Annotated in this window: 17 protein-coding genes; 7 read left to right on the forward strand and 10 right to left on the reverse strand. The window is 65.9% G+C overall.

Going from position 1 to position 21328, the window contains the following annotated elements:
* Positions 1-61: 61 nt before the first annotated feature.
* From GTZ97_RS07415 to GTZ97_RS07435, 5 genes are read left to right on the forward strand one after another with little or no spacing between them, the layout of a single operon-like run.
* A complete protein-coding gene (locus GTZ97_RS07415) occupies positions 62-1393 on the forward strand; it encodes an SWIM zinc finger family protein (RefSeq protein WP_161649950.1) in 1332 nt (443 codons plus the stop codon).
* Entirely contained in the window at positions 1390-2937 is a 1548-nt protein-coding gene (locus GTZ97_RS07420; protein ID WP_161649951.1) for a DUF5691 domain-containing protein, read from the forward strand. The genes GTZ97_RS07415 and GTZ97_RS07420 overlap by 4 nt, the downstream gene beginning before the upstream one ends.
* Positions 2934-4025, forward strand: a complete 1092-nt coding sequence (locus GTZ97_RS07425; protein WP_161649952.1) for an ATP-binding protein — start codon at positions 2934-2936, stop codon at positions 4023-4025. Before GTZ97_RS07420 ends, GTZ97_RS07425 begins: the two co-directional genes overlap by 4 nt.
* A 12-nt stretch (positions 4026-4037) precedes the next feature.
* Positions 4038-6338, forward strand: a complete 2301-nt coding sequence (locus tag GTZ97_RS07430) for a DUF5682 family protein (RefSeq protein ID WP_161649953.1) — start codon at positions 4038-4040, stop codon at positions 6336-6338.
* Complete coding sequence (locus GTZ97_RS07435; protein ID WP_161649954.1) at positions 6335-7522, forward strand: vWA domain-containing protein; 1188 nt, start codon at positions 6335-6337, stop codon at positions 7520-7522. Before GTZ97_RS07430 ends, GTZ97_RS07435 begins: the two co-directional genes overlap by 4 nt.
* A 327-nt stretch (positions 7523-7849) precedes the next feature.
* On the opposite strand, the gene GTZ97_RS07440 is transcribed toward GTZ97_RS07435, so the two are convergent.
* Positions 7850-10786: an FAD-binding and (Fe-S)-binding domain-containing protein gene (locus GTZ97_RS07440; RefSeq protein ID WP_236651073.1), complete on the reverse strand. Its 2937-nt coding sequence runs from the start codon at positions 10784-10786 to the stop codon at positions 7850-7852.
* A gap of 21 nt (positions 10787-10807) precedes the next feature.
* On the reverse strand, positions 10808-12613 hold the full coding sequence (locus GTZ97_RS07445) for a thiamine pyrophosphate-requiring protein (RefSeq protein ID WP_161649955.1): 1806 nt from the start codon (positions 12611-12613) through the stop codon (positions 10808-10810).
* A 78-nt stretch (positions 12614-12691) separates the two neighbouring features.
* On the opposite strand from GTZ97_RS07445, the gene GTZ97_RS07450 reads away from it, so the two are divergent.
* Positions 12692-13240, forward strand: a complete 549-nt coding sequence (locus GTZ97_RS07450; RefSeq protein WP_161649956.1) for a flavodoxin family protein — start codon at positions 12692-12694, stop codon at positions 13238-13240.
* 20 nt (positions 13241-13260) lie between these two features.
* Here GTZ97_RS07450 and GTZ97_RS07455 read toward each other — a convergent pair whose 3' ends face one another.
* The 4 genes from GTZ97_RS07455 to GTZ97_RS07470 are packed head-to-tail and all read right to left on the reverse strand — an operon-like array spanning position 13261 to position 17866.
* Positions 13261-13998 (reverse strand): serine/threonine-protein kinase, encoded by a 738-nt coding sequence (locus tag GTZ97_RS07455; protein ID WP_161649957.1) that lies wholly within the window; start codon positions 13996-13998, stop codon positions 13261-13263.
* A 23-nt stretch (positions 13999-14021) separates the two neighbouring features.
* Positions 14022-14678 (reverse strand): CatA-like O-acetyltransferase, encoded by a 657-nt coding sequence (locus GTZ97_RS07460; protein ID WP_161649958.1) that lies wholly within the window; start codon positions 14676-14678, stop codon positions 14022-14024.
* Positions 14675-15562, reverse strand: coding sequence for an SDR family NAD(P)-dependent oxidoreductase (locus GTZ97_RS07465; RefSeq protein ID WP_161649959.1), 888 nt, complete (start codon positions 15560-15562; stop codon positions 14675-14677). Before GTZ97_RS07465 ends, GTZ97_RS07460 begins: the two co-directional genes overlap by 4 nt.
* A 60-nt stretch (positions 15563-15622) precedes the next feature.
* On the reverse strand, positions 15623-17866 hold the full coding sequence (locus GTZ97_RS07470) for a PAS domain S-box protein (RefSeq protein WP_161649960.1): 2244 nt from the start codon (positions 17864-17866) through the stop codon (positions 15623-15625).
* Positions 17867-17999: 133 nt separating this feature from the next.
* Here GTZ97_RS07470 and GTZ97_RS07475 point away from each other — a divergent pair, with 133 nt between their 5' ends.
* On the forward strand, positions 18000-18350 hold the full coding sequence (locus GTZ97_RS07475; protein WP_161649961.1) for a cupin domain-containing protein: 351 nt from the start codon (positions 18000-18002) through the stop codon (positions 18348-18350).
* Here GTZ97_RS07475 and GTZ97_RS07480 read toward each other — a convergent pair.
* Genes GTZ97_RS07480 through ku form a run of 4 tightly spaced genes read right to left on the reverse strand, consistent with a single transcriptional unit; the run spans position 18341 to position 21197 of the window.
* The gene (locus GTZ97_RS07480; RefSeq protein ID WP_161649962.1) at positions 18341-18586 is read right to left on the reverse strand and encodes a DUF3297 family protein; all 246 of its coding nucleotides are present in this window, start codon (positions 18584-18586) and stop codon (positions 18341-18343) included. The two genes, GTZ97_RS07475 and GTZ97_RS07480, sit on opposite strands and share 10 nt — an antisense overlap.
* 49 nt (positions 18587-18635) lie before the next feature.
* Positions 18636-19424: a gamma-glutamyl-gamma-aminobutyrate hydrolase family protein gene (locus tag GTZ97_RS07485; protein ID WP_161649963.1), complete on the reverse strand. Its 789-nt coding sequence runs from the start codon at positions 19422-19424 to the stop codon at positions 18636-18638.
* A 17-nt stretch (positions 19425-19441) separates the two neighbouring features.
* Positions 19442-20338, reverse strand: a complete 897-nt coding sequence (locus tag GTZ97_RS07490) for an SDR family oxidoreductase (RefSeq protein ID WP_161649964.1) — start codon at positions 20336-20338, stop codon at positions 19442-19444.
* 16 nt (positions 20339-20354) lie between these two features.
* Positions 20355-21197: a non-homologous end joining protein Ku gene (gene ku, locus GTZ97_RS07495; protein WP_330863573.1), complete on the reverse strand. Its 843-nt coding sequence runs from the start codon at positions 21195-21197 to the stop codon at positions 20355-20357.
* Between the last annotated feature and the right edge of the window lie 131 nt (positions 21198-21328).

Here is a 21328-nt window from a genome sequence, read left to right on the forward strand (position 1 = left end):
TCCGAATCGTGTCACGGACTTCCCTTAGACTGCTGAAAAAAATGAGGAGGAGCGTGCTGTCATGGCGCTGACGATGGAGGGTGTGATCGCGCTGGCGCCAGACGATGCGTCAGCCAAGGCTGCGCGTGGCTTGACGGCGCCGTCCAAATGGCCTTTGCTCGGTGCCAATGACCTGGCGGTTTGGGGGGAATGCCAAGGCAGTGGCTCTAAACCGTATCAGACACAGGTGGACTTGAGCGGCCCAGCCTTTCGGTGCAGTTGCCCGAGTCGCAAGTTTCCTTGCAAGCATGGTCTGGCGCTGCTGTTGATTCAAGTGCAAAGTCCGCAGTTGTTTCAGGGTAAGGATGTGCCGGCGTGGGTGGACGAGTGGCTGTCATCCCGCGTAGAGAAAGCGCAGAAGAAGGAAGAGCGGCAGACCCAGAAAGCTGCGGTGCCAGTCGACCCACAGGCCGCAGCCAAGCGTGAGGCGCAGCGTTGGCAGCGCATGGAAGTGGCCGCCCAGGAGTTGCAGCGCTGGTTGACTGATCAGTTGACCAGTGGACTGGGGGCGCTCGACGTTGAATCACTCAAAACCTGGCAGACCATGGCTGCGCGCATGGTCGACGCGCAGGCGCCTGGTTTGGGTATGCGTCTTCGTGATGCGGCCGCTGGGGTGAAGCAGGGAGAAGACTGGCCCGAGCAGACCCTGGCTCGCCTGGGCATGCTGCAATTGATCTGTGATGCCATGGCACGCCGAAGCAGTTTGAGCGCGCCCTTGCAGGCTGAACTGCGAACCGTTCTGGGTTGGCCCCATGACAAGGCCGACGTACTGGCTGAAGGTGAACGTGTTCATGATCGCTGGACGGTATTGGGCGTGGCGACCGATGAGCGTGACGACAAGTTGACAGAGCGCCGCGTGTGGTTGCACGGTGAGCAAACTGGCCGTCGGGCCTGGGTGCTGGATCATGCGTTTGGCGGTCGGGGGTTTGAACAAGCCTGGCTGACCGGCACCAGCGTCGAATGCACGCTGGCGTTCTTCCCCGGGGCGAGCGCCCTGCGTGCGCTGGCCGCGGAGGTGCACGGGCCCCCTCAGTGCGCTGTTTGGCCCAGCACCACATTGAACGAGGAGTGGCAGCGCGTGGCAAAACGCATGGCGGCCAGCCCCTGGGTGAACTTGCACCCGGTGGTCATCCCGGATGCTGTGCCTTGCCAGTCAGGTGAGCGCCTTGCCTTGGTTGCGGACGGGCGCTCATGGCCGTTGATCGTGAGGGACACGGACACCTGGACATTCCTGGCGTACAGCGGCGGGCACCCGGTGCAAGTCATGGGAGAGTGGAATGGTCGTGCGTTAAGGCCGCTGACAGCTTGGCATGCCACTGACGCGTCGGCCGTCTGGCAAGAGGGGGTGGCATGAGCAATGTGTGGACGCCACTGTTGCCCGTGGCCATGGTGGGCACAGCGCGCCAATCGGTGTCGGCGAGCTGGTCAGGCCAGGTCGGCGAGATGATCTCACAGACGCTCGATCGGGCCAGTGATGCGCCCACGGGTGTGTTGCGGGTGGCCGGGATCCTGTGCATCTGTGGCCTGGCGGGGGCGCAAGGATTGGTCGAGACGGCTCCCTTGCCAAAGGCGGCGCCGGATGATGTGCTGCCTGCTGTTCAGGACGGCACGCTGCTTGCGCTGATCGACTGGGCCTTTCGTGACGGGCCTGCGCGGCTGCACCACGAGGTGTGTGTGGCACTGTCTGTCGCGGGGTATCGGTTGCCCGTTCGTTTGCTGCCCTTGTCGCTCGATCTGGGGCGTCGGTCTGTGGCCTTGCGTTCGGCGTTGCTGCCGATTTTGGGCAACAGAGGTCTGTGGCTGGCGGCTCAGCGAGATGATTGGCGCTATGCCACTGGCGTGAGCACTGAAGGCACTGGCGAGGCCATCTGGACCGATGGCAACATCGAGCAGCGCAGGGCTTTTCTGGCCAGTGAGCGGGCAGAGCATCCTCAGGCTGCGCGAGAGCGCCTGATGCAGGCGCTGGCAGAGCTCTCGGCCAACGAGCGGGCGGACCTCGTCACGGTGCTGGCCCATGAGCTGACGCTGGATGATGAGCCCTTGCTTGATGCTTTGCGAGCCGATCGCAGCAAGGAGGTGAGGGTTGAGGCGCTGAACTTGCTTCTTCGTTTGCCAGGGGCGGCGCATCCGCAACGTGCCATGGCGCGCATGGCCATGCAGGTCATAAAAGAGCGTGTGCTGCTGCATCAACGCTGGGTGGTAGAGGCGCCCACGGCCATGGGGGATGACTGGAAGGTCGACAACCTCGACGCACCTCGGCCCCCACATGAGTCCCTGGGCGATCGCGCGTGGTGGTTGTATCAAATGGCCAGGCAAGTGCCGTTGCCTTGGTGGACCGAGCATACGGGCATGGAGGCCAACGAGCTGCTCAAATGGGCTCAAGGCACCGACTGGCACGAGGCTTTGGTGCGCGCCTGGCGCGATGTCTTGATGGCGACTGCCGATCCAGCCTGGTGCGAAGCTTTTTTGAGCCAATGGCCTCAGACCAAACTGCGTGATGATCCGGCCTCCGTGCTCGCGCTGTTGCCGCGCGAACGACGAGAGCAGCATTGGATGCGCCATCTTCGCGACGCATCAGAGGCCCCCTTGCAGGTGCTTGTGCCGCAAATGCTCGGTGCGTGCGCTGCTGGCGATACCCTGTCCGCCCCGTTGTCGAAAGCGCTGGCGCATGTGCTGCAGCAGCGCGCGGCAAGCCAGACGCTGAGCAATGATCAGCATCTGCGGTGGTACTTGCCAGACCTGGTTTGCGTCCTGGACCACAGCGTGCTGAGGCAGATCGATCAATGGCCTCGTCATGTCGACGAGGCTGCTTCATTCTCCACAACGATGCATGCGGTGACGCAAATCGTGGCTACTCGCCTCGCTCTTCAACAACTCACAACCTCGATGACACCATGAATGCGCCAACCCAACATGTGATGCGCCAGCATGCCGAGCAGCAGTTCGCACAAGAGCTGGATGAATTGCGCAAACAGGACCAGCGACCCAAACCAGAGAACTGGATGCTGTCACCCTGGGCCGTGGTGCAGTACCTGATGGGCGCCAAGCTAGACAACGGCTTCGAGGTCAGCGCCAAGTACATCGGCTCTGCCCGCTTGATGGAAATCGCGGTGGCCACTTTGGCCACTGATCGTGGATTGTTGTTGTACGGCGTTCCAGGCACGGCGAAATCGTGGGTCTCCGAGCATCTGGCCGCGGCCATCAGTGGTGACTCCACCTTGCTGATCCAAGGCACGGCAGGCACCAGCGAAGAGCAACTGCGCTATGGGTGGAACTATGCCCAGTTGCTGGCCAACGGTCCATCTGACAAGGCGCTGGTTCCCAGCCCGCTCATGCAGGCCATGCGCAGCGGCAAGATCGCCCGGGTGGAAGAGCTCACGCGCATCCCCGCCGATGTGCAGGACAGCCTGATCACGGTCTTGTCTGAGAAGACATTGCCTATTCCCGAGTTGGGCAGCGAAGTGCAGGCGGTGCGCGGCTTCAGCGTCATTGCCACAGCCAACAACCGCGACAAGGGTGTCAACGAACTGTCGGCCGCGTTGAAGCGCCGGTTCAACACAGTCGTTTTGCCTGTGCCTGGCAATGAAGATGATGAAGTGGCCATTGTTGTCAAGCGCGTGGCCGAGATGGGGCGGGCATTGCAGCTGCCTGCCGAGCCACCTGCACTGAAGGAAGTGCGACGCATCGTGCAGATTTTTCGCGAATTGCGCAATGGCAGAACAGAAGATGGCAAAACGCAGATCAAGTCGCCCAGTGCGACCTTGTCAACGGCCGAAGCGATCTCTGTCATTAACAGCGGTATGGCATTGGCTGGTCATTTCGGTGACGGCGTGTTGCGACCCGTGGACATGGCGTCTGGTCTGATAGGCGCGGTCGTGAAAGACCCGGTGCAAGACCAAGTGGTGTGGAACGAGTACCTCGAAACGGTGGTGAAAGAGCGCAGCGACTGGAAGGACCTCTACCGCGCCTGCCGCGATCAGAGCTGAGGTTGCGGCCGAATGAGCGAGCCTCATTTTTTTGGCATCAGGCACCATGGACCAGGCTGCGCGCGCAGCTTGGTTCGCGCGTTTGCCGTCCTCAAGCCAGACTGCGTCTTGATAGAAGGGCCGCCTGAGGGCGACGCCTTGCTGCCCTTGATCGCCAGCGAGGGCATGCGGCCCCCGGTGGCCTTGCTCACCTATTGTCCGGACGAGCCCCGGTTGGCCGTGTACCACCCCTTTGCCGTGTTTTCGCCTGAATGGCAGGCTGCGCACTGGGCTGTTGTCGCAGGTGTCCCGGTCCGATTCATTGACTTGCCGATCACGCATGGGCTGGCGCTGGACAAAGTGCAGCGTGACCTTGAGCGGGTTGCCGATCAGACGGCCGAGCCAGACGCCACCGGCCTTGATGCACATGGGGCTTCTCCAGCGTCTGTCCTGCCCGAGCCCGTGGAACGCCGCGATCCATTGAACTGGCTCGCGCATGCTGCCGGTTATGCAGACGGCGAATCCTGGTGGAATCACATGGTCGAGGAGCGAGGAGACGGCGAGCAACTCTTTGCCGCCATCTCCGAAGCCATGCTTGCGCTGCGGGCCGACTGGAAAGACAGCCCTTGTGATGAGCATGAGGCCCACCGGGAGGACTTGAGAGAGGCTCATATGCGGCAGTGCATCCGTGCTGCCCAGAAGGAAGGCTTCGAGCGTATCGCGGTCGTCTGTGGTGCCTGGCATCTGGGGGGGCTGCAAGCGAGCACCACGGCGAAGGCCGATCAGACCTTGCTCAAAGGCTTGCCCAAGGTCAAGGTGCAAACGACGTGGGTGCCGTGGACCTACCGTCATTTGACGCGTGCCAGTGGTTATGGTGCGGGCATCGCCTCGCCAGGGTGGTACGAGCACCTCTGGGCCAGCCATGACAACGCGCAGCCTCGGACCGTGACCTGGCTGGCGCGCGTGGCTCGGCTGATGCGAGAGCGGGATCTCGATTGTTCATCGGCGCACTTGATCGAGGCGGCCCGATTGGCCGATGCTCTGGCGGCCCTGCGAGATCGTCCTGCCCCCGGCCTGGAAGAGCTGCATGAGGCGAGTCGTACCGTCCTGACCATGGGCGACGAATCGGTGCTGCATTTCATTCGGGATGCCTTGGTGGTCGGCGATCGGCTGGGCCAAGTCCCGTCCGATGTGCCCACAGTGCCCTTGCAGAGGGATGTCGAGCAGGCACAGAGATCCTTGCGGCTCAAACCCGAAGCCACACAGAAGACGCTGGACCTTGATCTGCGCCATGCCAATGACCTGGCGCGCAGCCATCTGCTGCACCGCCTGCACCTGCTGGACATCCCTTGGGGCACGATGACCAAGGTGGGCCGGTCGTCCAAGGGTACCTTTCACGAGGTCTGGTCTCTCCAATGGCAGCCTGAGTTCGTGCTGCGTCTGATCGAAGCCAGCCAGTGGGGGCAAACCGTGCAGGACGCCGCCGTGGCCAAGGTGGTCGATCAGTGCTCGCGTATTGGCACCTTGTCTGAGTTGTCGGCTTTGGTCGACCGGGTCTTGCTGGCGGATCTGCACACGGCCGTGGCGGTGGCCACACGCGCACTCGAAGATCGGGCTGCGCTGACTGGTGATGCCCTGCAACTTCTGGCCGCCTTGCCCTCATTGAGCAATGTGTTTCGCTATGGCAACGTGCGACAGACCGATGCGGCTATGGTCGGGCATGTGCTGGATGGCCTCATTGTTCGGGCCGCCATCAGCCTGCCGCTGGCTTGCGCTGCATTGGACGACGCCGCTGCTGATGCGTTGCGGGACAAGCTGCTCGGCGCCCATGCGGCGGTCAAGCTGCGAGACGGTGATGAGCAGGCCGAACTCTGGCAGCAATCCTTGAACCAGATCGCCCTTCACTCTGGCGCACACGAGTTGCTGCAAGGCGTGGCGGTGCGCTTGCTGCTGGATGATGGCACCTGGACCGTGGACCGAGTCGCCAGCGCCTTGTCATTGCACCTGTCATCTGGCGCCGAGCCTGCCAAAGCGGCCGCTTGGCTGGACGGCTTCCTGAACCGCAATGCGGTGGTACTGCTGCACGACGCCCGCGTCTGGCAACTCGTCAACGATTGGCTGGTGGGTTTGAACGAAGAGCACTTCGTGCGTGTGCTGCCATTGGTGCGACGCACCTTCTCGGTTTTTGGTCCCAGCGAGCGTCGGGATCTGGGGCAGCGGGCCAGTCGCGGCGCACAGGTGCCTGCTGTGAAGATGGCACAGCCTCTCTGGGATGAAGACCGTGCCGTTCTGGCCTTGCCCGTCTTGCGGCAGATTCTGGGTGTGAACACATGAGCGCATCATCGAATGACGACGACCGCCTGCGTCGCTGGCGAATGGTGCTGGGCGGCGAAGCTGAGCAGAGCTGCGGATCATTGACCGGTGCTATGGCCGAAATGGACCAGGGCTTGGCTGCGCTTTATGAAGCGCAAGGGCCAGGTGGCTTGCAGTCCAGGGACAGGCGTGGCGGTCGGGGCGGTTCAGCCCCCAGTGTTGCGCGCTGGCTGGGTGACATCCGCAAGTACTTTCCCAGTTCTGTCGTACAGGTCATGCAGCGCGACGCATTGGAGCGGTTGAACATGCGCGACATGCTGCTGCAGCCCGAAATGCTCGAACGCGTGCAGCCTGATGTGCACCTGGTCGCCAACCTGATGGCCTTGTCCCGCGTGATCCCCGAGGGCACGAAAGAAACCGCCCGCATGGTGGTGCGTCGGGTGGTGGATGACCTGATGAAACGGCTGGAAGACCCCATGCGATCGGCTGTCAGTGGCGCATTGGACCGCAGCCAGCGCAACCGCCGGCCACGTCATGCCGAGATCGATTGGCAACGCACCATACGGGCCAATTTGAAGCACTGGCAGCCCGACTACCAAACCGTCGTGCCAGAGACCTTGATCGGCTATGGCCGCAAAGCCCGCAAGCCGCAACGCGAGGTCGTTTTGTGCATCGACCAAAGCGGCTCCATGGCCAATTCGGTGGTGTATGCCAGTATCTTCGGTGCCGTCCTGGCCTCCTTGCCTGCGGTAGCCACCAAGCTGGTCGTGTTCGATACGGCGGTGGTTGATCTCACCGAGCAGCTTCATGATCCGGTCGATGTCTTGTTTGGTGTTCAGCTGGGTGGCGGCACGGACATCAATGGTGCGGTGGGCTACTGTCAATCGCTGATACGGGAACCACGCAACACGATCTTCGTGCTGATATCGGACCTGTACGAAGGCGGCGTCGAAGCCAACCTCTTGCGTCGTGCCATCGAACTGGTCGACAGCGGCGTGCAGTTCATCACCCTGTTGGCCTTGAGCGATGAAGGCGCACCTGCCTACGACCATGCCTTGGCAGCCAAGTTGGCGGCATTGGGCGTGCCTTCATTTGCTTGCACGCCCGATGCCTTTCCGGGCTTGATGGCTGCGGCCATTCGGCGCGATGACATATCGGCGTGGGTGGCCGCTCAGGGGCTTGTGACCCGTGCAAAGGTTCGATGAGCGCGAAGTTGTTTAGGACTTTGGCGTTTAGGTAGGACCGCCTGAAGCTTCGCAAGTGCTTGGTGCACAACGCGCATCGTTCACGACTTTGTTCGGTGACAACAGAGCGGGACATGGCGCCGAGGTTTGGGATTCAAGAGCCACGGATTGCCTCAGGGAGCACGCTTTCGAGCGACTCTTGGGCGGCGCGCCGTCGTTGCTTTCGGCATGAGTCAAGCGACTGCTGTGCTGCGTGAGGGGTATGGTCGTCCAGGATCTTGAATGGATCCGGGATGGTATCTTCAAACGGGCGAGAGAATCGTTAACTCAAACGTTCGGTAAATGGAATCAGAGGCGCCGGTCATGACGCCCCCCAGCCGCCAGCGCCAGCACCTCTGCCAAGTGCATCGGCAGGCCCAGCCCGGCCTGGCTGATCTGCTCGCGGCAGCTGAAACCGTTGGCGATCACGAGGGTGTCAGCCGGCGCCGAGCGGATCGCTGGCAGCAGCACGCGCTCGGCGCAGCGCTGCGAGACCTCGTACTTGTCGCGCTCGAAGCCGAACGAGCCGGCCATGCCGCAGCAGCCGGCATCCAGCAGGTTGACGTCGAGCCCCAGGCGCTGGAGCAGCGCCTGCTCGGCATCCAGGCCCAGCACGGCACGGTGATGGCAGTGCGCATGCACCAGCGCCTGTCTGTGCAGGGGAGTCCAGCCCGTGTCGACACCGGAGTCGAGGCGCGCCGCCACGAAGTCGCCCAGCATCTGCGCCTGCTGGCGCAGCCGGCGTGCTTGCTGGTTGAAGGGCATGAGCGCGTGCAGTTCGTCCTTGAACACAGACATGCAGGCGGGCTCCAGCCCGATGACGGGCGTGCCGGCGCGGATGTCGGCGTCCAGCGCCTGAAGCACATGCTTGAGCTTGGCGCGGGCCTCGTCCAACAGGCCGAACTCGTACAGCGGCCGCCCGCAGCACAGGGGCTGCGGCGGCACGACCACGTCGCAGCCCAGTTGCGTCAACACGCGCCAGGCGGAGGTGAGCGTATCGGGGTGGAAGTGGTTGTTGAAGGTGTCCGCCCACAGGATGACCCGCTGGCCTTGACGGTGCCCGGGCAGGCGATGCGCCCGATGAGCCGTGGTGAAGGGCAGGGGGGCGAAGGTTGGCAGGCGGCGTTGCGGCGCGATGCCGACGAGCCGCTTGAGCCAGGAGGCCGTGGGTTCGTGCTGGCTGAGGTAGTTGGCCAGCCGAGGGGCGTGAGCCGCCCACCGTGACCAGCGGTCGATGTGGCCGAACGCGTGGGCTGTCAGGGGCCGCAGCCGCCCGGCATAGTGGTGCGCCATGAACTCGGCCTTGTAGGTGGCCATGTCGACGCTGACGGGGCATTCGCGCTTGCAGCCCTTGCACGACAGGCAGAGGTCGAGTGCCTGTTTGACCGATTCGTTGCGCCAACCGTCTTTCAGCACGTCGCCTTCGGCCATCTCGAACAGCAGGCGAGCGCGTCCGCGCGTGCTGTGCATCTCGTCGCCCGTGGCCATGTAGCTGGGGCACATCAGGCCTTCTTGCTTGCGGCATTCGCCCACGCCCACGCAGCGCAGCAGCGCATGTGTGAAGCTGCCCGCGTCGTCAGGGTAGCGGAAGTGGGTGTCCAGGTCGGGGGTGTCGTAACGGGTGCCCAGCCGCAGGTTCTCGTCGGGCGCATAGGCGTCCACCACCTTGCCGGGATTCATGCGGTTGTGCGGGTCCCAGATGTGCTTGAAGGCCCGGAACGCTGTCATCAGGCGGGGGCCGTACATCAGGGGCAGCAGCGCCGCCTTGGATTGGCCGTCGCCGTGTTCGCCAGAGATGGCGCCACCCATGCTGACAGCCAGCTGCGCGGCATCGTCAATGAAGCGACGAAAGCGCGCGATGCCCTGCGCGGTGACCAGATCGAAGTTGATGCGTGTGTGCACGCATCCCTGCCCGAAGTGGCCGTATAGATCGGCTTCGTAGCCGTGCTGGTCCAGCAGCGCACGAAAGCGTCGCAGGTACTCGCCGAGCCGCTCGGGCGGCACGGCGGCGTCCTCCCATCCCTCCCAGGTCAGGTGCTTGTCGGGCACGTGGGCTGTGGCGCCCAGCCCAGCCTCGCGAATGCGCCAGACCTGGTGTTGCTCGTCCGGGTCGGTGTAGAGCGCCATCGTGGGCGCGTCGGGGCTGGCTGACAGGGCCTGCATGGCAGCTTGCGCGTGCTGTGCCGCTTGTGCGGGGGTGTCGCCCCCGAACTCCACGAGCAGCCAACCTGCCCCGGAGGGCAGCAGCGCAAGCTCGTCCACCCGCAACCCGGATGCGCGCATGTCGTGGACGAGGTCGTCGTCCATGCCCTCCAGTGCGATGGGCCCGTGTTGCATCACCGTGCAGACATGGTCGCCCGCATCGTAGACGCTGGGGTAGCCCAGCACCAGCAACGCACGGTGGGCCGGGTTGTCCACCAGCCGCACGGTGGCTTCCAGCACGACGACGCAGGTGCCTTCGCTGCCCACCAGCGCCTGCGCGACGTGCATGGGCTGGCCGGGCAGCAAGGCATCGAGGTTGTAGCCAGACACGCGGCGGGGAATGTCGGGAAAGCGCGCGCGGATCTCATCACCGTACTGCGCACCCAGGGCGCGCAGCTCGGCGTGGATCTCGGCGATGCGGCCGCCCGCCAGCTGGATCGCCGCGAAGCAGGCGTCATCGACCTCACCGGCGTGCATGCGCGTGCCGTCGTACAGCAGGACGTCAAGGGCGACGATGTTTTCCTGCGTTTTGCCGCCCATCACCGAGTGGGGGCCGCATGAGTTGTTGCCGATCATGCCGCCCAGGGTGTTGTGATTGTGGGTGGACGGATCGGGCGCAAAGGTGAGGCCATGGCGCGCCGCCGCACGTCGGAGTTCGTCGAGCACCACGCCGGGCTCCACGCGGGCAACCTTGCGCGCCGGGTCGATCTCGATGATGCGGTTGAGATGCGCGGAGAAGTCGATGACGACGGCCGCGTTGCAGCATTGGCCGCACAGGCTGGTTCCGCCGCCCCGGGACAGCACGGGCAGGTCGTGCTCGCGGCAGATGGCCACCGTGGTGACCACATCATCGACCGTGCGCGGGATGACCACGCCCACGGGCACCTGGCGGTAATTGGATGCGTCGGTCGCGTAAAGCGCCCGGCTCGCCGCATCGAAGCGCACGTCCGCCTGGGTGCGTGCGCGCAGCGCGGTCTCGACGGTGCGCATCACCTTGCCTGGCACCCGCTTTGCCGGGCGTGCATCTTGGAGTGGCTGGGCCATGGTGATGCGGGTGGGGCGCGGTCAGCGTCCCTTGTCGGCCGGGAACATCGTTGCCCAAAGCTGCCGGGCCGATTGCTTGACCATCTCGAGCGCGTCCGGGTCGCGGTGCCAGAGGGCAGACAGGTAGGCCTTGGCCTGCTCCAGCTTGATGTGCGGCGGCAGGGGCGGCACATTCGGGTCGGTCACCATCTCGACGACGGTAGGCACATCGGCCGCCAAGGCGGTGTCCCAGGCAGCGGCCACCTCTTCGGGCTGGGTGACGCGGATGCCGTTGAGCCCCAGCAGGCGCGCGTACTCGGCATAGGGAAAGTCGGGAACCACTTGCGAGGCCTCGAACTTGGGATCGCCCGCCATGGCGCGCTGCTCCCACGTGACCTGGTTGAGGTCGCCATTGTTGAGAACCAGAATGGTCAGCTTGGGGCTGGCCCAACGCCGCCAGTACGTGGCGATCGAGATCAGGCCATTGAGGCCGTTCATCTGCATGGCGCCGTCACCCAGCATCGCGATGACGTGGCGCTCCGGGTGGGCGAACTTTGCCGCAATCGCATAGGGAACGGCTGGGCCCATGGTGGCCAGCCCGCCAGACAGCGATGCTTTCATGCCTCGGCGGATGCGCAGATCGCGCGCATACCAGTTGGCCGCCGAGCCTGAGTCGCACGTGAGGATGCAGTTGTCCGGCAGACGGGGCGACAACTCCCAGAAAGGGAGTTGAGGATTGATGCCGCTTGCACCCGCCATCGCCCGCGCCTCCAGCACGCGCCACCACCTTTCGACGCTTGCTTCGATGTCGTTTCGCCAGGCGCGGTCCGTCTGTTGCGACAGCAGGGGCAACAAGGCTTGCAAGGTTTCACGGCTGTCGCCGATCAGGCCCACCTCCATCGGGTAGCGCATGTTGAGCTTGCGGCCGTCGATGTCGATCTGCACGCCGCGGGCCTGGCCTTCTTCGGGCAGGAACTCGGAATAGGGAAAGCTGGAGCCCACCATGAGCAGGGTGTCGCAGCCGGACATCAGGTCCCAGCTGGGCTGGGTGCCCAGTAGGCCGATCGAGCCAGTCACAAAGGGCAGGTCATCCGGCACCGCGGCTTTGCCCAGCAGGGCCTTGGCGACGCCGGCGCCCAGCCGCTCTGCAACGGCAATGATCTCATCGGTGGCGTTCAGCGCGCCGGCCCCGACGAGGATGGCCACTTTCTTGCCCGCATTGAGCACGTCGGCGGCGCGTTGCAGTTCGGGCAGCGACGGCACGATACGCGCGCTCGGGTGGTCGATGCCGCTGAGGATGGTGCCGTGTTTGCGGGGCGGGGTCTCGACCGCATCGAGCTCTTGCAGATCGTGCGGCACGATGATGCAGGTGACGGTGCGCCGGTCGCGCGCGATGCGCACGGCGCGGTCGACGAGGTGGCGGATCTGCGCGGGCGCGGTCGCCATCTGCACGAACTCGTGGGCCACGTCCTTGAACAGCGATAGCAGGTCGACCTCTTGCTGGTAGTCGCCGCCCATGGCGGTGCGCGCCTGCTGGCCGACGATGGCCACCACGGGCTGGTGGTCGAGCTTGGCGTCATACAAGCCATTGAGCAGGTGAATGGCGCCCGGGCCGGAGGTGGCCAGGCACACGCCGACCTCGCCGGTGAACTTGGCATGGGCACAGGCCATGAAGGCGGCAAGCTCTTCGTGTCGTGTCTGAATGAAATCGATGCCAAGGTCGTGCTTGCGCGCACGGTCCAGCGCGCCCATCAGGCCGTTGATGCCATCGCCGGGGTAGCCGTAGATGCGGTGCACGCCCCAGGCGTGCAGTCGTTTGAGCATGAAGTCGCTGACGGTGTCTGTCATGTTCGGGCCTCGCAGGTGTCAAAAGGGTCGGCTCCCAGGCGGGGCAAATGGCGCGCCCAGCTGTGGCACGATGCCCCCATGGGCCACCCTCCTGACCACGCACCCGACCGCGCCCCCAATCTTGTTTCTGCCGCGGACAAGACGCTGCTGATCGTCTACCACTCGATGACCGGTGGTGCCCACCAGATGGCGCAGGCGGCCTGTGACGGCGCGCAGGGCGAGCCCGGCGTGCGTGTGCGGCTGCGCCACGCCTCAGACGTGGCGCCCGATGAGGTGCTCGCGGCCGACGGCTACATCTTTGCCACGCCCGAGAACCTCGCGGCCATCAGTGGCCAGCTCAAGGACTTCTTTGACCGTTGCTACTACCCGGTGCTGGACCGCATCAACGGGCGCCCGTATGCCAGCCTGATCTGCGCAGGCAGCGACGGCAGCAACGCGGCCCGGCAGATCGCGCGCATCGCCATGGGCTGGCGCTTGAAGCCGGTGGCCGAGCCGTTGATCGTGTGCACGCACGCGCAGACGCCCGAGGCGATTGCGGCGCCCAAGCAGATCGATGAGGAATCTTTGACCGCCTGCCGAGCCCTGGGTGAGGCGCTGGCGGCGGGCTTGGTGTTGGGCGTGTTCTGACTGCCGCAGCTGTGGCCCGCTCAGGTGTCTGAGCGCGGGTTGGCGGTATCGGGATGCGCGAGCAAGGCCTTGGCGGCCTCCACCCGCAAGGCCAGCGGCGCCCGGTCATCTTGCATCACCTGCAGCAGAAACTGCCGGGGCCCGAGCGACGCCGCGGGCGATGGCGCATGGGCCGCTGGGGTATCAAGGGCCGGCCCGGGCGGCTGGGTGTCCGATGCCGCCTGCGAGCCCGCGTGCGCTTGCGGGGCGATGGCAGCCAGGGCGGTTCGCCAGGCGGTGGCGTCGATGGGCCGGAGCGCCGTCAGCAGGTCGGCCTGGCCATCGTCTGCGGGCGGGATGTCGAGCCAGGGGGCATCGGCAAAGATGGGCGCCAGCCCCGCCGTCACAAAGGCCGACCATTGCCCCGCCTGCACCGGCGCGGGCGGCAAGGTGGGCGTGAGCAGGGTGCCTTCGGCGGGCCACTGCCGCACCGCCCGAGCGGGCAGCGCCCCCAGAAAACGCGCACGCAGCGCGTCGAGAACGGCCTGTGCGGCCTCTGGCGCCACCGGCTCGGCGAGGCTGAACCACAGCTGAAAGCCATCGCGCCCGTTGACGGCGATGGCCGGTGCTGGCCAGCCCCACTCGTCCTGAACGCCTTGCCAGACCGAAGCCAGCGCATCCCAGCCCCCCGGTCGGCCCACCTCCAGCAAGAGGGCACGGGTCAAGGTTGGATGGTCGTACAGGCGCTGTTGCTCGGCTTCACGTCGGCTCAGGGGCATGCTGTCTGTCCTCGGGACGGATCTCAGGATGGGACCACGACCCACTGGTCGGCTTGCGCACAGCGGGCTTCCAGGTGTTCAAAGAATCGCGCGACGTGCACGCCATCGACCGTGCCGTGGTGGACCTGGATGGCCACAGGCATCTGCCAGCGGCCAGCCGACTCGTTGAGCTTGCCCAGCGTGATGACCGGCACATGGGCGTACATCGGGTCATAGGGATGGGTAAAGCCGGTGAAGGCCAGCCACGGCACGCTGGAGATGAAGAACAGGTGGTGCTTGGCGCCCAACGACAGGTCGGGCGCCTGCTGAACGGCCGCCATGCGTGCGCGGGTCTCGCGGCTGTAGGCAGCAAAGTCATCAAGGTGCACACCGTCGCAAAAGCTGAACAGGTCGCCTTCGCGGGCCACCGTGTAGCCCGGGTCGGTGTGCGTGTACTCGTACAGCACACCGTCGACCACGCGATGCCGCAACGCCGCCACGGCGTTGACGGAGCAGGACACCGCATGGCTGCTGGCCACGAACAGCGAGGCGCCTGTACGCACGCAGGCCTGCTTGAGTGCCGTGATATCGACCGCACAGGTGACGCTGAACTGCGGCATCTGCCGGTCGATGAAGGCGCGCAGGATGTCGGCGCGCGGGTAGTCGGCCAGGTCGATGACCCGGCGGGAAGGTGTGCTCACGCGCGCGCCTGGGCGGCCATGGCCTGGCTCACCTCGTTGTGGCCCTGCTCGGCCCCGCTTTGCGGCACGGTGGCACCGGCCGACGCGGTGACCGCACCCAACTGTGCCACGAGCTGCTCGGGCACGTGCGACCCGACGCCCAGGTGCAGGCCGCGGGTGAGCGTGATCTGCGCGGCCTCAAAGGTGCCGGCGCCGGCGCACAGAATGGTGCGATTGGGCGCGTCGTCGTGCACCAGTGCGAGTAGCGCGGGCACGACCGCCTCGGGCTGCAGCAGCGACAGCATGGCGGGCGGCAGCAGGCCTTCGGTCATCTGCGTGGCGGCGGTGGGCGCCAGGCAGTTCACGCGGATGTCGTGCTTGGCGCCTTCAATCGACAAGGTCTGCATCAGGCCGACCAGCGCCATCTTGGCGGCGCCGTAGTTGGCCTGGCCGAAGTTGCCGAAGAGGCCAGACGACGAGGTGGTCATCACGATGCGGCCATGCTTCTGCGCGGTCATCAGCGGCCACACGGCCTTGGTGCAGTGCACGGCACCCATGACGTGCACATCCATCACGAGCCGGAAGTCGTCCAGCTCCATCTTGGCAAACGACTTGTCGCGCAGGATGCCGGCGTTGTTGACCAGGATGTCCACGCGGCCCCAGGTGTCCTGCACCCGTTGCACCATGGCCTGCACCGCCGCCATGTCGGTGACCGAGCAGGCCACGCCGAGTGCCTCGCCGCCGGCTGCCCGGATCTCATCGGCCACGCGGGCCACAGCCTCGGGTGAGAGGTCGTTGACGACCACCTTGGCGCCGCGGGCTGCGAGGGCCAGGGCATGTTGACGGCCCAGGCCGCCGCCTGCGCCAGTGACGATGGCCACGCGGCCATGGAATGCGAGTGTCATCGAGCGTGTCTCCTTCTGCGCGTCGATGGTACACGCGCCGGGCCGGGCTGCCCGTGGCGCTCAGGCGGCATCCGTGCTGATCACACAGTGCGTGTTGCGGCCGGCGGCCTTGGCCGCATACAGCGCGCGGTCGGCCGCCTCCAGCAGTGCTTGAGCGCCGTGCTGGCCCCGAGCCTGATAGGCGATACCGATGCTGGTCTGAACGGGCAGCGTGAGCCCGGCGCTGAGCTCGAAGGGGTGGTCGATCGCCGCCAAGATCTTGCGCGCGACGATGTCGGCTTCGTGGGCGTGGTTGAGCCCTTCGAGGATGATCACGAACTCGTCGCCCGCCAGGCGGGCCACGGTGTCGGTCATGCGCACGCACGAGGTCAGCCGCAGCGCAAAGGTCTGCAGGACTTCGTCGCCGATGCCATGGCCATGGGTGTCGTTGATCAGCTTGAAGCGGTCGATGTCCATAAAGGCCAGCGCAATCGGCCGGCCCGTACGCCGGTGGCGGGCCATTGCCTGGTCGAAGGCTTCTTCGAATGCGCGGCGGTTGGGCAGCCCGGTGAGTGCGTCCGTACGCGCGAGCTGAATGAGCTGGCGGTGGGCGAGGCGGGTCTCGGTGACATCGGTGGCCAACGCGTACAGGCCCTGTACCTGACCATCGGGAGCCGTGTCCGGGAAGTAGCGCAGATGCAGATGGCGCACGTCGTCCCCCTGCGGCACCTCGATGTCGGCTTCGGCCTGCTCGCCCGCCAGCGCCCGTTCGATCAGCGGCCGCCGCAGGGCGTAACCCTGCTCGCCCAATACGGCGGCCACGTGCTGCCCCACCGCTGCGGCGGGGTCCACGCCCAGCCAGGTCCGGTAGGTTGCATTGCAGAAGCCGTATCGTTGCTCACGGTCGACGTAGGCCACCAGCACGGGCAGGTTGTCGGTGATCACGCGCACGCGCCGCTCGCTGGCAAGCAGGGCGTCCTGGGCCGAACGGCGCGCAGAGATGTCGTGCAGAAAGGCAAAGAACACGGGCTTGCCACCGGTCTGCGGCAAGGTGTTGATGGTGACCTCGCAGGGCAGCGTGAGGCCGTCGCGCCGCATCGCGGGCAACTCCATGCGCTGGCCGATGACCGGGGCCTCGCCCGTGCGGGTCATGTGGGCCATGCCGGCGACGTGGGCCTCGCGCATGGTCGGCGGAATGATGAGCTGCGCGAGTGGCTGGCCGGTGGCTTCGGCTCGGCTCCAGCCGAACGTCTGTTCCGCCTGGCGGTTCCAGTGGATGACCAGACCATCGCCGTCGATGGCCACGAATGCGTCCAGTGCGTTCTCGAGGATGGCTTCCAGCTGCTCGCTGCGCACCCGCAGTTGCTCCGTGCGGTCCAGCACACGGCGCTCCAGGTCGTCGCGCAGCATGGCCAGCGCGTGTTCGGTGGCCTTGCGGCTGGAGATGTCATCGACCGTGGCCACGAACCAGGCCGGCACACCGTGCTCGCGCACGATGCCTACGGTGAGCTGACCCCAGACCACCGTGCCGTCGGGACGCAGGTAGCGCTTCTCCATGGCGTACTGGTCACGTTCGCCCTGCAGCAGGGCCTGCATCTGGGTGAGGTCGGCATTCAGGTCGTCCGGGTGTGTGACGGCCTGAAAGGTGTGACCGATCAGTGCCGCGGCAGGGCGGCCCAGGATGTCACATATGCGCTGGTTGACACGCAGCCATGAGCCATCCAATCCGACCATGGCCATGCCCACGGCCGCGTGTTCGAACAAAGTTTGCACCAGCGCGCCTCGTTGGGCGAGCAGGCGGCCATCGGCTTGTGCCAGCGTGCGGGCTTGCAGGCTGGCTTCCCGCCGCAGCAGCTCCTGGCGGGCCAGGTCGGCGAGGTCGGCCAGCGTTGCGAGCTCATCCGCCGTGAACTCGCGTGGCGACTGATCCAGTACACACAGCGTGCCCAAGGCCAGTCCCTCAACGCTGCGCAGTGGCACGCCAGCATAGGCCCGCACTGCCAATGGGCCAGTGACCAGCGGGTTGTCGCGAAAGCGTGGGTCGAGCCGGGCGTCGTGGACGACCAATGGCTCGTCCTTCAGGATGGTGTGCGCACAGAAGGCCTGACTGCGCGGCGTCTCCGCTGCGTCGAGGCCCGCGCGGGATTTGAACCATTGGCGGTTGGTGTCCAGCAAGGACACCAGCGCCGTGGGGACGCGCAAGGTGCGTGCTGCCAGCCGGGTCAGGGTGTCGAAAACGGGCTCGTTCGGACTGTCAAGCAGATCCAGCGCGTACAGCAACGCCAGGCGTTGGGGTTCGTTGTCGGGAAGGGGGGGCTGCTGCATCCGAGTGTCTCCGTGGCCGTCAGAATGCCCAAGTCCGCCACGTTGGCCCATGGCAAAACCACGCTGACGTCGTGGTTTGCGGGCAGGCCTGTGACTTGCCAATGGAGCGGCATTCCGGATACGAGGAGCATTGATGGCCCTGCCTCACGCCCATCCCATGGAAGTGATCGACCTGGCGCCGCTGGGTGCGCGCTTGGCGGACACGCCCAGCACCAGCCTGATCCGGGCCGAAGGATTGCAATTGCTGCACATCGTGCTGCGCGACGGGCAAGATCAGCCGTTGCACAGCGTGGCATGTGCCAGCGTGCTGCATTGCCTGGAGGGGCGAGTAGAGGTGTTCTGGCCCGGCGGCGTGCTTCCGCTGCAGGCCGGCCGGCTGGTGGTGTTGCCAGGTGGGCAGGTGCACGGGTTGCGCGCCCGCAGCGACGCAGCCGTGCTGGTGACCCTGCTGGCGGAGCACGCCGCCGGGGGCGATCAGCGGTAGAAGGCTTCGACCTGGCCTTTTAGCTTGATCAGCATGGGGCGACCCTTGCGGTCCAGCGTGCGACCCGCAGCGACCTTGATCCAGCCTTCGCTGACGCAGTACTCCTCGACATCGCCGCGCTCCTTGCCGTTGAAACGGATGCCGATGTCGTGCTTGAACACGTCGGCGTTGTAGTGGGGGCTGCGCGGATCGATCGACAGATGGTCGGGAAGGGCGGGGCGCTCGGTCTGGCTCATGGTTCGCAAACAGGTGGACAGGCCGCCAGTTTACGTTCACCCTGAGGGCTCAGGCCGCATCGTCGTAGCGCAGCGGATGTGTCTGGCTGCGTGTGCGGCACGCCCGGGCGAAGGCCTCCAGGCTGCGCTGGTAGAAGGGGATGCGGTCGTGCTGCCATTCCGGGTGCCACTGCACGCCGTAGGCGAAGGCCTTGGCGTCGGCCACGCGCACGCCCTCGACCAGCCCATCGGGTGCATGTGCTTCGGCCACCAGGCCGGGTGCCAGCTCACGGATGCCCTGGGCGTGGAGCGAGTTGACGCGTGCGGTGAGGCCGCCCGCCCACTGGGCGAATGCGCTGCCGGGCGTCAGCATCACATCGTGGCGCTCGGCAAACTGCGCCTCCAGGTCGTCGGTTTCCGGCTCGCGGTGGTCGAGCCGGCCGGTCTCGGTGTGCAACTGCTGGTAGAGCGAGCCGCCGAGGGCGACGTTGATCTCCTGCAACCCGCGGCAGACGCCGAGAAGCGGCGTACCGGACTCGATGGCCGCGCGTACCAGCGCCATCGTGAGCCGGTCGCGTCGCGGGTCCAGCAGATCGCTTTCAAGGGCGCTGAGACCGAAGTGGTATGGGTCCACATTCGACGGCGAGCCCGTGAGCAACACGCCATCGACCAGCGGGAGCAAGCCGGGCACATCCGCAGCACCGGCCATCGGGAACAGTACGGGCTGCATGCGCAGCTGGCATACCACGGCGGCATAGCGGTCGGCCAGCACCGTGTAGCCGCCCGGGTCGGACAGGTCCAGATGGCGGTGGCACGCCGGCAGCCAGACCAGCGGCTTGTGGGCAGGCACGCGCGGCATGGTGCGCTCCTGAGGCCTCAGTGCTGGCTGGCCCCGCGACCGAAAACCTGACCGCGCTGGCTGGCCCGGTAAAGCGCGCCCTCGCTGTGCTGCGCTGGCTCGTCGCGCTGCTGGCGATCGGCTTGTCGTGCGGCCATGCGGTCGCTGAGGCTGGGCATGAAGCGGGCTGCCGCCACATTGAGCTTGGCCATGACGCCGACGGTGATGTCTCGCCCGCCTTCGGTGGCGGCCTTCAGGATGGCCTGGGCCACTTCCCGAGGGTCGAGCTGCGGCGTGGGCAGCTGCGGTTCGACCGACAGGTAGTTGCGTGCGTTGTCGGGGAAGGGTGTGTTGACCGCTGTGGGCTGGATCAACACGATGGACACCGGGGCTTTGTCAAGCTGCTCCACCTCGACGCGCAGCGCGTCGGTGAAGCCCTTCACCGCGTGTTTCGAGGCGCTGTACATGCCCTGCAGGGGCAGCACGGTATCGGACACCTCGCTGCCCAGGTTGATCAGCGCACCGCCATGGCGCTTGAGGTGGGGCAGCGCGGCGAGCGAGCCGTAGACCACGCCCCAGAAGTTGGTGTCGAACAGCTTGCGGTTGTCGGTGTCGGAGACCTCTTCCAGCCGGCCGAAGATCGACACACCTGCGTCATTGATCCAGGTGTCGATGCAGCCAAAGTGGCTGATGGCGGTGTCCGCCACCGTTTGCATGTCGGCCTGACGACCTACATCGGCCACCACCGAGATGGCTCGGGCCCCGGCGATCTGCAGGCGCTGCACGATGGACTCGAGCGTCTCGCCACTGCGCGCGACCAACACCAGTTTGGCGCCGGCCTCCGCGGCGGCTTCTGCGGTGGCCAGGCCGATGCCGCTGGAGGCGCCGGTGATGACGATGACCTGTTCGTGAAGGGGCTTGAGGTGAACGGACATGGGGTGAGCTCCTGTGTCAAGAGGCCCCGCGTTTGCGACGGGCCGGGGTGGGTGGGTTGGCGGGATGGGCCAGGCTGCGCTTGAGCAGTTCGGTCAGATCGATCACATTGGTGGGAGCCGACGCCCCCGGCACTTGCGGCTCCAGCGGCGTGACCTGGTGGACATCGCCCGCCTCGCGCTTGCGCTCGACCAGCGCCATCACGGCCTCGCGGAAGGCGTTGTGGTGGGCTTCTGGCTGCCACGGGCGGCTCATGTCGTCGACCAGCGCGCGCGCCATGCTCAATTCGCGCTCGGTCAGCCCGGCGGCGCGCGGGCCGGCTTCGGGCAAGGGGATGTCCTCCCAGGTGCGGATCTCGCTGGGCCAGCGCAGCAGATTGAGCACCAGGGCTGGCCCGGAAGCCACCAGCGCCGCCAGGTGCTGTTGGCTGTGGATCACCACGCGGGCCAGCCCGATGCGCTCGGTGGCCAGCAGGGTCTCGCGCAGCAGCGCGTACACCTTCTCACCACGGCTCAGTGGCCCAAGGTAGTAGGGGCGCTCCAGGTGAACGAAGGGCAACTCGCGGGGGTCGATGAAGGCCTCGATCTCGATGGTCTGGGTGGTGCGCGGGTAGGCGTCGCGCAGTTCGTCATCGCCGACCACCACATACTCACCTTCGCCAGCCGCGACCCCGCGCACGATGTGCTCCTTGGCGATCTCTTTGCCCGTGCGCTTGTTGATGCGCTTGTAGCCGACCGGGTCCATGGTGCGGCGGTCGAGCCAGTCGAAGTCAATCTGGTCGTCGCGCGTGGCGGGGTACAGGGCCACGGGAATGTGGACCAGACCGAAGGAAATGGCGCCTTTCCAGATTGAGCGGAGCATGGGGCCCTCACGCATGGGTGGCCGCGGGATCACCGACGACCATTGCAGGATGGTGTGTGCAGACTTGCGCCAGATCAGCCGGCAGGTGGCGTGCCTGCGAGCGGGGTGGCACGCCCCGGGGCGCGGCAGCT

The organism is Aquabacterium fontiphilum (genome assembly GCF_009909205.1).
In the GTDB taxonomy this organism is placed as follows: Bacteria; Pseudomonadota; Gammaproteobacteria; order Burkholderiales; family Burkholderiaceae_C; genus Aquabacterium; species Aquabacterium fontiphilum.